Below are 12,987 nucleotides of genomic sequence, written 5' to 3'. Positions count from 1 at the left end.
GCGCATCTGGGTGGGCGCGGCAGCAACTGCCGTCCTCACGGGTTTTTCTGCCGGCTTTGCCAAGCCGGCCAGGGTGTCGTTGAAACCTTGACTTGTGCAGGTCAGGCCGCTTACTGTCTGCTGCCCGGCCCCGGATGGCTGAGGCGCATCGGCCACCGGTCGGGAATCGGTCACTTGGGGAGAACCACCGTGCATTGGTACGTCGACGTGCTCAAGAAGTACGCCGTTTTCAACGGGCGCGCCCGCCGCCGGGAATTCTGGATGTACAACTTGTTCAACATCATCGCGCTCGTCGTGCTGGCAGGCATAGGTCTGCAGGCCCGCACGACGAGCGCGATGATCCCGTACTACCTCTACCTCGCTGCGATCTTTATTCCGAGCATCGCGGTCACCGTCCGGCGCCTTCACGACATCAACCAGTCCGGCTGGCTCATGCTGATCGGTCTGATCCCCTTTCTGGGCGGGATCGCGATGCTCGTCATCACCTGTGCCGAGGGCGACGCAGTGCCGAATGCCCACGGCCCGAACCCCAAGCCCACGCCCGCCCACCTCTGACACCGAACCCTCATGACGGGGCATCGGCCTCACGCCTCACCAGGCGGCCTGTGGCCGGCAGGCGGGGCGGGCTCGGCCATGCCGCTGTCCTTTACCTGGCGCATGATCTCCTCGCGTTCGCGCCAGTGGGACCAGAAGGCGCCGGTGTAGCCGGGGCCGACGAGGCTGGTGAGGAATGGGTTGTCGGCGTAGTTGTTGTCGTTCTCGCTGGTGCCGCCGAGGGGCGGGAGGCTCACGCGGTGGTGGTCTGCGGGGTCGACCATCCTCGACGCAGGCGCGCATGGTCTGCGGTGTCTCGCCGGGCATGCCGAACAGCGCCTCGACCATGGTGAGGATGCCGTGCTGCGTGCACAGCCGCACCAGGCGCTCGGTGTCGGCGAAGTCGTAATAGGTGGTGCCCTTGGCGGTGGCCTTCCAGCCGGTCAGCATGTCGGGCCCGACGTGGTCGGAGCCGACGTTGACGCCGCGGCAGCCGGCCGCGGCCAGGAGTTCGGCGAATTCTTGGTGGAAGGGGCTGGGCTGGCAGTAGACCCACAGCCGCAGGTCGCGCAGCGGGCTCGGTGTGGCTCGCACGCAGCGGCAGCGTGTTGTGTGTCTACCCCAGTCCGTTCACCGGTACTGCAGTAGCGCGATCGTTGGTGGTGCCGTCGCCCAGCTGCCCGGCATAGTTGCTGCCCCAGCAGTCGACGGTGCTGTCGCTGAGCAGCGCGCACGTGTGCGCGTCGCCTGCGTTGATGGCGGTCGCCCCGCGCAGTGCGCAGACTGGCGTCGGCACGTTGGTGCCGGTGGCGGTGCCAGTCGCCCCGTTGGCCTGCGGGGAGCGGAGCCGGCGCGTGCGCTCCGGGCGAGTCTGCTGCTGGCCGGGCACGGCGCGTACGGGCTGCGCGGACCGTCGGAGCTGAGCTGGTACGCCTTCGCCACCGCGTATGCCCGCGGTCACTGGGGGGCTGGGCCGGGGCGACCCGGAACGGCACGAGCGAGGCGCTGTGCCTGGTGACCCGGGCCATGCTCTGGGACATAACCGGGCGGTCGAGCGAGGATGTGCTGCACCGGGCACTGCGGTCGCGAACGTTGCGACGGCCGCAGCACCCAGTGCTGCCGCGCGCCAGTACCGCGTGGGCCGGGCTGCCACGCGCCGGGCTCCTGGTGCGCCACAACACGCTTCTGCTGCTGCGCGACCCCGGGCCGCTCGTCGGACGGCTCGTCATGCCCGTCGTGGTGATGCTCGCGCTGCGGCCGCTGTACGTCGCGGCCGAGGGACCGGCGGGCGCGGGGCAGGCGGCGATCGGGGCGCTGGTGACCTTCTCGCTGCCGGCGCTGTCGATCGTGGGCGGCTCGATCCTGTCCGAGCGGGTCTGGCACACCTGGGACCGGCTGCGCGTCGCGCCTGTGCGGCCGTTCGAGCTGCTTGTCGGCAAGGCGGTGCCGGCTTTCGGGGTGCTCGCCGCCCAGCAGGCCGTCGTCCTCACCGCGGGAGTGGTCTTCTGCGGGGTGACGGTCCGCTCGCCCGGCCTGCTGGGCGTCGCCTGCGCCGCCTGGGGCCTGGCACTGCTCGCGATGGGCAGCGCGGTGGGCGTCACCGCGCGCAGCTTCGGCCAGTTGAGCGCGACCTTCGACATCGGCGGGTTCTGCCTGACGAACGTCGGCGGTGCGATGGTGCCGCTGGCCGTCCTGCCCGGGTGGGTCCGGGACGTCGCCCCGGCCTCACCCGGCTACTGGGCGGCGACGACGCTGCGGCACGCCTCGGCGGGCGAGGCCCCGCAGACGCTGCGGGGCGTCGCCGTGCTGCTCGCGGTGGCCGCGGCGTCCGGGGCCTTCGCCGCGTGGCGGATCCGCCACGGCTGGGGCCGCGCGGAGGCCGGGTAGCGGTACGACGTCGCCCCTCCGAGGGCCGGCCGCCAAGCCGGCCCGGCTCCGCTGCCCCGCCGTTCCGCGCCCCGCCCCCGGTCCCCGGCGCCTTCCGGGTCCCGGTCCGCGTCGTCCTGCGGGGCGTTGGAAGGCCCCGCTGAAGACGTCGGCGAGCGCCACGACCAGCGCCGGCGATGAAACGAGGCCACGACCCGCAGAAGTGCGGCCGGCCCCGGCGATGTCGGCGGGCCCGAGGCCACCGCACCGCCGGGACCGGCCCGGCGCACGTCAGATCGTCAGGGGGTGTCAGGGCGTCAGGATCCACAGGGCGTACGAGCCGGCGGGACCGGCCGGGCAGGAGAAGTTCACCGCCTGGCCGCTGCCCACCTTCTGGTTGCCCACGTAGACGCAGATCCAGTACTGCGGGTAGGTCTCGCCGGTGTTCACCCATGCGCCCGTCGCCGGGCGCGCGGTGGCGGCGTCATGTGTGCCCGTCGCCGCGCTCGCCGTGGCGGCGACGCCGCCGAGGGCCATCGGCGCGGCGGCGAGTGCGAGGGTCAACGCGGTGGCCGTGCCCAGTCTCCGCATGGCAATGAGCCTTCCGTGAGGGGATGTCCGTGGACTTGTCAGGAAGTGCCGCGTGCCCGCCCAGGCTAGCGGAGAGCGCTCTCAGAGGAAACGCCCCCGCGTAGGTCCCCGCCTGACGCCCCGTACAGTGCCCGGGCCCCGCCCCGCTGTGCTGCCCGCTGGCTCCCGGCGCGGAACCACCCGGTTGGCCACCGCTCCGGGTGCTCACCCCGCGACGTCTGCGCGCCGGCGTGCGGCGCCGGAGTGCGCGGATCAGGCGGTTTCCGGGCGCCCGCGCTCGTCCTGCTGGGCGGGTTCGACGACGGCTTCACACAGGGCGCTGAGGCCGACGACGAGCGCGCGCTGCGCCCCGGGGCCCATACGCTCCATGGCCTGCCGCAGTATCTGCTCCCGCCGGTGCCGGATGCCGTTCAGGTGACTGATGCCGGCTTCCGTGAGTTCCAGTTGCGTGGCGCGGCGGTCCTCGGCATGGGGGATGCGCCGGAGGAATCCGGCGGCCTGGAGGCGGTCGCACAGGCGGGTGACGGACGGTGCGGCCGCGCAGAGGCGCTGGCCGAGCGTGCTCAGGTTGATGCCGGGCTCGCGGTCGATGATGTACATCACACGAGTTTGGGCGGAGGAGAGCGGCGCGGTGCTGAGCGAGGCGCGGTTGTGCTCCCACGCAGTCTCCAGGAGCTCCAGCAGTCCGCCGATTCCGGGCGCGGCCAGGGAGGCGTGCTGGTCGTGGTAGGTGTGGGCCTCTCTCATGTGACACTCCCGAGTGGGCCGTTTTAGCCCGTTCCGGCTGGTCGAGGTGAGCAGTCGCGTAGATGAAGATATGTGAAGGAAAGAGAGACCGGTACCGGTGGACAGAACCAGTGCGGCTGAGCGAGCCCTGCGCGAGGCCGCGCCCCACGAGATCTTCGACGTGCTCCGCTCCCTGATCGAAGACCGTTTCCGGGCTCGAGCGGTGGAGCTGCTCATGGCCGACTATGCCATGACGAAGCTGCAGCCGGTCGGTGTGCTGCCGCACACCCTGCGGCCGCTGCCGGTCCACGAGAGCGCACCGGGCCGTGCGTTCGGCGCCCAGGAGCCGCACTGCGTGTACGACGCCCCGGCATCCACGGTGACGGTGCACCTGCCGGTCAGTGTCCGCGGAGACCGCCTCGGCGTGCTGAGCGTCACTCTCCCGATCAACGGCGACACGGTGGGGACCAGCGTGGTCGGAGAACTTCAGCTCTTCGCGGACGCACTGGCGCACGAGGTGGTCGTCGCCGAACGCGACACCGACGTGTTCCTCCAGGCTCGACGGGCCGAGCGCCTGACCCTCGCCGCCGAGATGCAGTGGCAGCTGCTGCCCGGACGCTCGTGCGCCCGCCCCGAGTACAGCCTCGGAGCCCAGCTGGAGCCCGCGTACGCCATCTTCGGCGACAGCTTCGACTGGTCCGCCTCCGCCGACGACCTGTACCTGACCGTGAGCAACGGCATGGGGGAGGGGATCGACGCCGCGCTGCTGACCAACCTCGCCGTCAACGCCCTGCGCAACGCCCGCCGTGCCGGACTGAGCCTGAGCGACCAGGCGTACCTCGCCGATCAGGCCGTCCACGGGCAGTACGGGGGCGCCAAGTATCTGGCGACCCTGCTGCTCCGGTTCTACCTGCCCACCGGAGAGGTGGAGGTCATCGATGCCGGCTCGCCGCGGATGTGGCGGCTGCGCGCCGGTGCGGTCGAGACGGTCGAGCTGGAGGCCCAGAACCCCCTGGGGATGTTCGACGACACCGTCTACGTACCTCAGCGCCTTGCTCTCGAACCCGGCGACCGCCTGTTCTTCATCAGCGACGGCGTCTACGACGCCCTGTCACCCGGCGGGGAGAAGTACAGCCTGCGCGCCCTGACCAAGTCGATCACCAGCACCCGCCTGCTGCCCGCCTCCCAGGTGCCCCGGGCGATGCTGCAGGAGCTCCTCGGACACCGTGGCTCCGGCCCGGCCGCCGACGACTCCCTCGTGATGTGCCTGGACTGGTACGGACGTCCCGTCGGCACCCTTGTGTGAACAGCCTGTGGAGGTTCCGGTTCCGCGGCGGGCGCTCCCTGCGCAGCACGCCGTCAGGGGCACCATGGAACGCGGGACGAGGGGGCGGGTTGCTATCCACGTCACCCCTGGAGGATGCTTGCCGCACGGCAAGCATTTTTCGTAGAGCAGAGGAAGGTGGTGCGGTTCGCCCAGGGCGGGCCCTCTCTATGGCCTCATCCAGGGAAAACACCGCAGACCAGACCAGTTTGTGGGGCTTGGCCCCTTATCCCGTCATCATGGCGGACCGGTCAGGAACCGTGCTCGCGGTCAATGACGCGGCGGGCGTCCTGCTCAAGGGTGCGGCGTCCGGGGTGAGCATGGCGGATGTCGCACCGGCCTGGCTGGCCGAGGCGCACAGGGACGTGTGCGTCGGCACCGTCCCCGCGACCCGTACGGACGGGGACCGGACGGCTCCCGCGTCTGTGTCAGGGCGGATCGCGGCCAACAGCTTCGAAGCGCATCCCTCCCTCGCACCGGACGGCAGCGTGGTGTGGTGGCTGGTCGACGACACCGACCGGCGCCTGGCCGAGGAGGCGCTCGCCACGGAGCGCGAACGCACCAGGTTCCTTTCGGAGGCGTCCAATGTCCTGCTGGCCTCTTTGAACACCGGCAGGTGCATGGCCGCGACCGCGCAGCTCGCCGCCGAGTACCTCGCAGACGTCGCCGTCGTCGTCGCCCCCGCGACAGGCGGCAAACTGCCGCTCGCCCGGGCCGTCGACGGGAAGGCGGCGGAACGCGCCCTGCTCGGCGCGGACCCGTCCGATCTGCCGGGGCTCGCGGAAGCACTGCAGGGATTCCCGCCCGTGCCCTCCCGCTGGATCGACCCCGCCGCACTGCCCGCATGGGCCCTGCCGCAGGACTTCACCGAGACGATCGGATCGGTCGTCGTCACCCCCCTCCCCGGCCACGGCGTACCGGCGGGTGCCCTGATCCTGCTCCGCCGCAGCGGTAGCGCGCAGTTCAGCGAGAACGAAGAAGTCTTCGCCCGCCTGTTCGCCGCCCGGGCCGGCGCCGCGCTGTCCGCGGCACGCCTCTACAGCGAGCAGAGCGCCATAACCCAGACGTTGATGCGGGATCTGCTTCCGCCGACCCTGCAACGCCTGGACGGAGTGGAGATCGCCGGCGGCTACCGGCCCGCCGGAGCCGCCGAACAGGTGGGAGGCGACTTCTACGATGTGCACCCCGGCATCGCCGCGACGGACGCCTCACTGGTGGTCCTCGGGGACGTGTGCGGCAAGGGACTGGAAGCCGCGGTGCTCACCGGGAAGATCCGCAACACCCTGCAGGCGCTGCTGCCGATGGCCGACGACCACGAAAGGATGCTGCGGCTCCTCAACGGAGCCCTGCTGAACTCGTATCACACCCGTTTCGCCACACTAGTCCTGGCTTCGGTGCAACGAGCCGGAAACGAGGTGCGTCTGCGCCTCACTTCCGCCGGCCACCCCCACCCCCTCGTGATCCGTGCCGACGGAACCGTCGAACACGTTCCCACCCGGGGTTCGCTGATCGGGGTCCTGCCCACGATCGAGGCCCGGACGGTGGAGACCGTCCTGCGGCCGGGCGACACCTGCCTGCTGCACACCGACGGGTTCACCGAAGCCCGCGGCGGCCCGCTGGGCGACGAGATGTTCGGTGACGAGCGCCTGCGGCAGGCCCTGTCCGAATGCGCCGACATGCCGGCCGAAGCCGTCGTCGACCGGATCCAGATGCTCGCCTCCCAGTGGGTGCGCAACGGTCCCCACGACGACATGGCGCTCATCGCCATCAGCGCACCCCACACCCACCACCTCAGCGCCGTGAACGGCCACACCCGAGGCAGGTACACCGCATGAACGCCCCCACCCTCGTCACCAGCACCGAGGAGCTGCGAGACCAGTTGTGGGAGGCGGTCACCTCCCGTGACGAGTACCGCGCCGCCGGCATCGTCTTCACGGCTCTGGACAACGGAATGGATACGGAGACGGTCCTGCTGGACCTCATCGCCCCGGTCCAGACGAAGGTGGGCACCGAATGGGCCGCCAACCGGCTCAGCGTCGCGCAGGAGCACGCGGCCAGCGCCATCACCGAACGGGTCATCGCCGCTCTCGCCCACCACCCCGCCCCTCGCACCCCGCCCACCCGCGGTCACATCACCGTGGCCTGCGTGGACCAGGAATGGCATTCCCTGCCGGCCCGGCTCCTGGCCGAGGTCCTCACCCTGCGCGGCTGGCGGGTCGACTTCCTCGGCGCCCAGGTGCCCACTCAGCACCTCATCGCCCACCTCCACAACAGCGGTGCGGAAACGGTGGCCCTTTCCTCTTCCATCCCCACCAGGCTGCCCACCGCCCACGCGGCGATCACCGCATGCCAGGCCATCGGCATACCCGTACTCGCCGGCGGCGCCGCCTTCGGGCACGACGGCCGCTACGCACGCCTCCTCGGCGCCAACGCCTGGGCACCGGACGCACGCGCGGCCGCCCGGCAGCTCACCGACGGCATCCCGGCTCCGAACCTCGCGAGCGGGCGCCATCAGGTCGATGATCTTCCCCACCTGGCCGACCAGGAGTACACGCTCGTCGCCCGCACCCAGCCGCAGCTCGTCAAGACGGTCCTCGTCCAGCTCGAAGACCGCTTTCCCGCGATGGCCGCCTACACCGCCCATCAGCGTGAGCGGACCGCCGAAGACATCGCGCACATCGTCGAGTTCCTCACCGTCGCCCTCTACACCGACGACGACGACCTGTTCACCGGATTCATCACCTGGACCGCGGGCATCCTCACCGCACGCCATGTACCCGCCCGGTCCCTGCACCCCGCCCTGGACATCCTCGCCGCCGAACTCAAGGACTTCCCCCGCGCCACACGGCTTCTGGACCAGGCTCGCTTCGCGCTGGACCGCGCGCCCACCACCACCGGATCACACCCCGGAGCACCCGCATGACGCCGATCCCCCCACCTTTCACCGTGACCGTCGAGTGCGGGCGGAGCAGTGCATGCTTCCACCTCGCGGGCGACCTCGACTACAACGTCGGCGACACCGTGGTCCAGCAGGCACGGCGACACCTCGTCGACCACCCCGGCCTGCACGACCTGCGGCTCGACTGCGCCGAACTCACCTTCTGCGACTCCGTCGGCGTTTCCTCCCTCCTGATGATCCACCGCCACGCCGGCGCACACTCCGTACGACTGCACCTGGACAACCGGCCCCCGTTCCTTCAGCGCCTCCTCGACATCACCGGACTCCAGCAGCTCTTCACCCACCCACACATCGCCCAACAGGCCGAATAAACCCCGGCGCGTGCCCAGCTGGGCAGCTCGCCGACCGGGCCCGGCAGCTCGTTGACGGCTGACCGTCCCCTTCCTCGTAGCCGATCCGGACTACGGGGGGAGGGGCCGGCGGCCGGCGCGTGGACGCGCCGGCCGCCGGCCCCTCGGGGTGTCACTTCAGGCCGAAGGCCCGGATGACGGTCTGGGTGATGCCGCCGCCGTTGCGCTGCTTGGCGGTGACCCGGATGGAGACGTAGCCGGCCCCGTGCGGAGCCTTCAGAGTGGTCTTCCAGGTGCCCTGCTTCTCCCTGAGGTCCTGGCGGTGCCAGGTGGCCCCGTCGTCGTAGGAGACCTTCAGCGTGACCGAGGAGATCGCGTCATGGGCGGAGTTGCTGCCGAGGATCTGGGGGGTGACGGAGAAGTCCGAGGTGCGCTTCGCCCGCCCCTCGGGGTCCAGGTCGGTTCCGTAGTCCAGCTGGGCCAGCGGGACGGCCTTGGTCTCCACGCCTTCAGGGGCGCCGGAGGTGAAGTCCCACTCGGTGTGGGTGGTGGGGGAGTACGGGCCGAACGCGGGGTCCGCCGTGGTGTCGGCGACCAGCTGGTACGGGAGTTCCTGCGGTGACAGGCCCCAGACGTCGAGTGAGGGCGCGTCCTGGGTTCTGCGCTGGGTCACCAGCGTGTCGCCCTGATAGAGCGAGAACGTCCCCGACACCAGATTGGCATAGGCGTTGTGCGCCGATCCCGCGTCGCCCGCGGGTCCCGTGACGAAGAGGCTCATGCCGGGCCCGCCACGGAACGGGATCTCGGCGCTGGTCAGCCGCGGCCGCGTGATGGGGCCGAACCAGCGGTCCTTCTGTACGCTGCCCGGCGCGAAGGACCGCACGTCGGTGTTGGACTGCCAGCCGTCGATACTCGCGTACTGCTGCCACTTGACGCCGGATCCGGTGGAGACCCAGTCGGTGCGCACGCCAGGGGCGGCCGGGGTCGGCGGGAACTTCGCGACCCGCACCATCCCCCACACTGCGTGCGGGTTGGCGGCGGGCCCGTACTCGTACTGCGGACTGTCCTCCCGGCTCTCGACGACCTGCTCACCGTGCGGCGGGGCGAAGTCGAGGTGGATACGGGCGAGGCTGCGGGGATCCGTCGCGGGCGAGGGGTCGTCGGGCACCCCTCCCAGGTGGTAGTCGGCCAGGTCGTACAGGTACTTCGGTGCGGGGTGCGCCTCGACCGCCAGCTTCACCCCGCCCTTTCCTGAGGTGATCTTCCTGATCAGCGCCTCTCCCTCGTCCATGGTGACCGAGGCCACCGGGATCCGCCCGGTCGTGGCGCCGTCGGGCTCGCCGTACCAGTCGACTCCGCGGCCGTCGCCGTCGTTGACCACCAGGAGCATCGACGCACCGGCGGCGTGCGCCGCGGCGGCCTGATCCGTGGGGGACGCGGTGCCACCGGCCCGTACGACCACAGCCTTGCCGCCGGCGGACAGGCCGGCGTAGTCGGCCGGCGAGCCGCTGCCCGCGAAGACGGCGTCCAGGCGGGTCGTGCCGTCCGGCAGCAGCGGCGAACCGGGCTGCACCACCAGGGCGTCATCGAGGCTGTGCCCGCTGTACGTGATCTCCAGCGGAGTCTGCACGGCACGGATCCGCGTGGTGAAGACGAAACTGCCCTTGGTCACCTTGCCCTTGGCAGGAAGGGCCCACAGGCTGTCGTAGACGGCCGAGGGCCAGAAGTTCTCGTGCAGGGCCTGCTTGTCGCCGGGTGTGGGCGTGCGGGAGGTGAAGGAGCGGTAGACGTCGATCCTGCTGGTCGCGATGGCGGTCGGCTCGGATGTCGCCACCTTCACCTGGCGTATCCGCGAGGCGTCGAGATCGATGTCCCGGTCGGCCGTCAGGTCGAACTCGGGAACGGTCAGCAGCGCGAAACCGAGGGAGTGGGGTCCGTGCAGACCCGGCACATCCACCGTGGTGACGGCTGTGTACGACCCGGGGGCCCAGCGGCTGGTGAGCGTGCCGTCCTGGACCCACTTGTCGACGGTCTTCCCGTCGGCGCCGGTGATCTCGACGTCGCCGCTCAACGGCTTGCCGGCCTGGTCCTTGAGGTGGATGGTGAGGTCGTACTTCTCCGACTCGACGGAGACCCCCACGGCCGTGTGTACTTCACCGTCCGCGGAGCGCGCGGTGACCTGGGCGGCGTACTGGCCAGGGGCCAGCCCGTTCGGATCCACCACGACGTCGACCGTCGAGGATCCGAGCGCCGGTACGGTGACGTGGCCGGCGGCCGGCGTGAACACCCCGGCGGGCGAGTCGCCGTGGTCGGTCGACAGATCCAGCGTGATCGCCGCGTCGGTGGTGTTGGTGTATGTGATCTGCCGGGTGATCTGCTTCCGCTGCGGGTCGGTCGACCAGCGAACGAGCCCCGCGTCCACTGATCCGGTCGCGATGACCTGGTCCTGGTGGTAGGCGGCGGCCACGTTCAGCCGGCCGCTGCCGGCCTGGTAGGGGCTGTAGTCGGGGGTCGGCACGCTGGTGCTCATCAGCGCGTCCTTGATCTGCTGCCCGGTCCATCCCGGGTGCTTCTGTGCCAGCAGGACCGCAGCCCCCGCGACGTGCGGCGCCGCCATGGAAGTGCCGCTGTCCGAGCGGTAGTAGCCGTCGCCTCCGTCGTTCATGTACTGCGAGCGTGCCGCCAGTATGTCCACGCCGGGAGCGGTCAGATCCGGTTTGAGGCCGTCGTCGTCCATGCGCGGCCCGGCGGCGGAGAAGTCGGCGAGGTGGTCGGACGCGTCCACCGCCCCGACGGTGAGCGCGGCGTCCGCGGTGCCCGGTGCGGTCACGCTGTAGGGGCTGTTGCCCGTGTTGCCCGCGGCGATGACGAAGAGCGCGCCCGTCTCGGAGGACAGCTCGTTCACCGCCTGGCTCAGCGGGTCGTCCTGGGTGCGCCAGACCGGAGTGCCCAGGCTCATGTTGATCACCCTGGCGTGCTCGGTCCGCGCCGCCCACTCCATGCCCTCGATGATCCCCGACATCGCGCCCGACCCGTTGTCGCCGAGGACCTTGCCCACCAGCAGATCGGCGCCGGGGGCGACCCCGCGCTCCTTGCCGTCGGAAGCGGCGCCGGTACCGGCGACGGTGGAGGCGGTGTGGGTTCCATGGCCGGCCCGGTCGAGGATGTCGGTGCCGGGGACGAAGTTCTTCGACGCCACGATGCGCTTCACCAGGTCCGGGTGGGTGAGGTCCACCCCGGTGTCCAGCACCGCGACCCGGACCCCGGCGCCCGTGCCTCCCGCGGCCCAGGCTGCGGGAGCCCCGATCTGCGCGGTGCTGTCGGCGAGGGTCGCCTGCGCCTTGCCGTCGAGCCACACCCTGTCGACACCGGCGGTGAAGGACGGCGCGGTGTCCGCGGCCGGTGCGGCGGCCACGGACGGCGCGGTGCCCGCGGTCTCACCGGTAGGCGCCGCCGGCAGCCGGGAGGTCTGCCGCGCGGTGCCGGTGAGGGCGGTCCAGAAGGCGGCGGACTGCGACCGCTTCGCGCGTACGGCCTCGCCGCGCACGGACGGAAGGCTCAGCGTGGTCTTCGCCCCCGGCAGATCCACGCCGGGCGGCTGGGCGGCCGGGCCCTTGGCCAGGTCGGACCTGAGGGCGGCCGGGGCCTTCGTCTGCGTGACGATCAGCGGGAGTTCACTGCTGTGCGCATCGTCGTAACCCTGGGCTATCAGCCGGGTGACGTCGAAGAGCTGTTTGTCGAGCCGGTCGGTCGCGACGTAGGCCATGGCCTCGTCGGGGAACACGTACGTGTCCCCGTTCTCGACGGAGGTGCGTACCGAACCGGTGGCGCCCGGCGGGCGCTTGACGGCGTCCACCGAGAGGACCGACCCGTCGGGTCCCGTCGTCACCGTCACCTTGTCGCCGGTGATCAGCGTCACGGTGACCGGTGCAGGCCGCGGACCGTCCGCCGCGGTCGGCGGGGCGGCGCCGTGGGCCTGCACGGGGGTGATCAGCGCGGCGACGAGGGCTACCCCGATCGTCACGGCTGATCTTCGGGCGAACGGGAGCTTCACGTTGTCTCCAGAGTCGACGGTCGGCGGATCTGATCACAACGTATGGATGTGACATGACAAAGGCTTGAACCGCTTGTAACCGCCCCGCTTTTCCGGCGGGGTACAAGCCGGGTGCCTGCGCTGCCGCAGGCGGACTCATGCGGGGGCGGGATTCGCCACGGCAACGACCCGACATTCGCCCGCCGCGTTCAGTAGCGTGGTGTCCGCGGTTCCCTGAGCCCATTGGAGGGGCTCAGGACACCCGCCAGGGGGGTAAGTCATCGTGACGGCAGCTGAACTCCGGGTGCGGCTCGTGTTCGACACCGGGGATGACGACGCGGAATACGGCGAAGAACAACTCCAGTACCTGATGGACGAACTGCGTGGGCTCGACCTGTCGAGTATCGAGCGGGTGCCGCAGGCTCCGCCGCCGCCAGGGACCCGCGGTACGGGCGCGCTCGAAATGGGAGCGCTGCTCATCGGCCTGGGGGGCAGCGGAGCGCTGCTCCCGGTGCTCGCCGGTCTCGTGCACGACTGGCTGGGCCGGGGGCGTTCCGGCACCGTCCGGCTGAAGCTCGGTGACGACGAGATCGAACTGACCGCGGCCTCCGACGCGGTACAGCGGCGCGCGCTGGATGAGTTCCTCCGCCGCCACGGGGAGTGA

General features: G+C 70.9%; 12 protein-coding genes. 7 read left to right on the top strand and 5 right to left on the bottom strand.

The features are described from left to right. Positions 1 to 189 precede the first annotated feature (189 nt). Positions 190 to 555, top strand: a complete 366-nt coding sequence (locus tag BUE44_RS22595; RefSeq protein ID WP_073500812.1) for a DUF805 domain-containing protein — start codon at positions 190 to 192, stop codon at positions 553 to 555. A gap of 29 nt (positions 556 to 584) precedes the next feature. On the opposite strand, the gene BUE44_RS39615 is transcribed toward BUE44_RS22595, so the two are convergent. Beyond that, the gene (locus tag BUE44_RS39615) at positions 585 to 791 is read right to left on the bottom strand and encodes a hypothetical protein (RefSeq protein WP_073500811.1); all 207 of its coding nucleotides are present in this window, start codon (positions 789 to 791) and stop codon (positions 585 to 587) included. A 359-nt stretch (positions 792 to 1,150) separates the two neighbouring features. Continuing rightward, entirely contained in the window at positions 1,151 to 1,330 is a 180-nt protein-coding gene (locus BUE44_RS38695) for an RCC1 domain-containing protein (RefSeq protein WP_235002362.1), read from the bottom strand. Positions 1,331 to 1,560: 230 nt separating this feature from the next. Between BUE44_RS38695 and BUE44_RS22580 the strand changes: the two genes are divergently transcribed. Next, the gene (locus BUE44_RS22580) at positions 1,561 to 2,421 is read left to right on the top strand and encodes an ABC transporter permease (RefSeq protein WP_079189994.1); all 861 of its coding nucleotides are present in this window, start codon (positions 1,561 to 1,563) and stop codon (positions 2,419 to 2,421) included. A 288-nt stretch (positions 2,422 to 2,709) separates the two neighbouring features. Here the strand turns inward: BUE44_RS22580 and BUE44_RS22575 are convergent, their stop codons facing one another. After that, complete coding sequence (locus BUE44_RS22575; RefSeq protein ID WP_073500809.1) at positions 2,710 to 2,991, bottom strand: hypothetical protein; 282 nt, start codon at positions 2,989 to 2,991, stop codon at positions 2,710 to 2,712. Positions 2,992 to 3,243: 252 nt separating this feature from the next. Beyond that, complete coding sequence (locus tag BUE44_RS22570; RefSeq protein ID WP_073500808.1) at positions 3,244 to 3,738, bottom strand: MarR family winged helix-turn-helix transcriptional regulator; 495 nt, start codon at positions 3,736 to 3,738, stop codon at positions 3,244 to 3,246. 97 nt (positions 3,739 to 3,835) lie between these two features. Between BUE44_RS22570 and BUE44_RS22565 the strand changes: the two genes are divergently transcribed. The 4 genes from BUE44_RS22565 (at position 3,836) to BUE44_RS22550 (ending at position 8,311) form a co-directional block, all read left to right on the top strand. Further along, positions 3,836 to 5,023 carry a PP2C family protein-serine/threonine phosphatase gene (locus BUE44_RS22565; protein WP_073500807.1) on the top strand — a complete coding sequence of 396 codons (1,188 nt, stop codon included), beginning with the start codon at positions 3,836 to 3,838 and terminating at the stop codon, positions 5,021 to 5,023. Positions 5,024 to 5,211: 188 nt separating this feature from the next. Next, positions 5,212 to 6,876, top strand: coding sequence for a PP2C family protein-serine/threonine phosphatase (locus BUE44_RS22560; RefSeq protein WP_079189975.1), 1,665 nt, complete (start codon positions 5,212 to 5,214; stop codon positions 6,874 to 6,876). Next, entirely contained in the window at positions 6,873 to 7,964 is a 1,092-nt protein-coding gene (locus tag BUE44_RS22555; RefSeq protein ID WP_073500806.1) for a cobalamin B12-binding domain-containing protein, read from the top strand. The genes BUE44_RS22560 and BUE44_RS22555 overlap by 4 nt, the downstream gene beginning before the upstream one ends. Then, entirely contained in the window at positions 7,961 to 8,311 is a 351-nt protein-coding gene (locus BUE44_RS22550; RefSeq protein ID WP_073500805.1) for an STAS domain-containing protein, read from the top strand. The genes BUE44_RS22555 and BUE44_RS22550 overlap by 4 nt, the downstream gene beginning before the upstream one ends. A gap of 151 nt (positions 8,312 to 8,462) precedes the next feature. Here the strand turns inward: BUE44_RS22550 and BUE44_RS22545 are convergent, their stop codons facing one another. Next, complete coding sequence (locus BUE44_RS22545; protein WP_073500804.1) at positions 8,463 to 12,314, bottom strand: S8 family serine peptidase; 3,852 nt, start codon at positions 12,312 to 12,314, stop codon at positions 8,463 to 8,465. 292 nt (positions 12,315 to 12,606) lie between these two features. On the opposite strand from BUE44_RS22545, the gene BUE44_RS22540 reads away from it, so the two are divergent. Continuing rightward, a complete protein-coding gene (locus BUE44_RS22540) occupies positions 12,607 to 12,987 on the top strand; it encodes an effector-associated constant component EACC1 (protein ID WP_143172550.1) in 381 nt (126 codons plus the stop codon).

Source organism: Actinacidiphila paucisporea (assembly GCF_900142575.1).
Classification (GTDB): Bacteria; Actinomycetota; Actinomycetes; order Streptomycetales; family Streptomycetaceae; genus Actinacidiphila; species Actinacidiphila paucisporea.
Note: the sequence above shows the minus strand (reverse complement) of the source record. Positions and strands in the feature narration are given on the sequence as shown.

Coding starts and splice junctions, on each gene's coding strand:
- BUE44_RS22580 (WP_079189994.1), top strand. CDS start 1,561: ATGCTCTGGGACATAACCGGGCGGTCGAGCGAGGATGTGCTGCACCGG.
- BUE44_RS22575 (WP_073500809.1), bottom strand. CDS start 2,991: ATGCGGAGACTGGGCACGGCCACCGCGTTGACCCTCGCACTCGCCGCC.
- BUE44_RS22570 (WP_073500808.1), bottom strand. CDS start 3,738: ATGAGAGAGGCCCACACCTACCACGACCAGCACGCCTCCCTGGCCGCG.
- BUE44_RS22560 (WP_079189975.1), top strand. CDS start 5,212: ATGGCCTCATCCAGGGAAAACACCGCAGACCAGACCAGTTTGTGGGGC.
- BUE44_RS22555 (WP_073500806.1), top strand. CDS start 6,873: ATGAACGCCCCCACCCTCGTCACCAGCACCGAGGAGCTGCGAGACCAG.
- BUE44_RS22550 (WP_073500805.1), top strand. CDS start 7,961: ATGACGCCGATCCCCCCACCTTTCACCGTGACCGTCGAGTGCGGGCGG.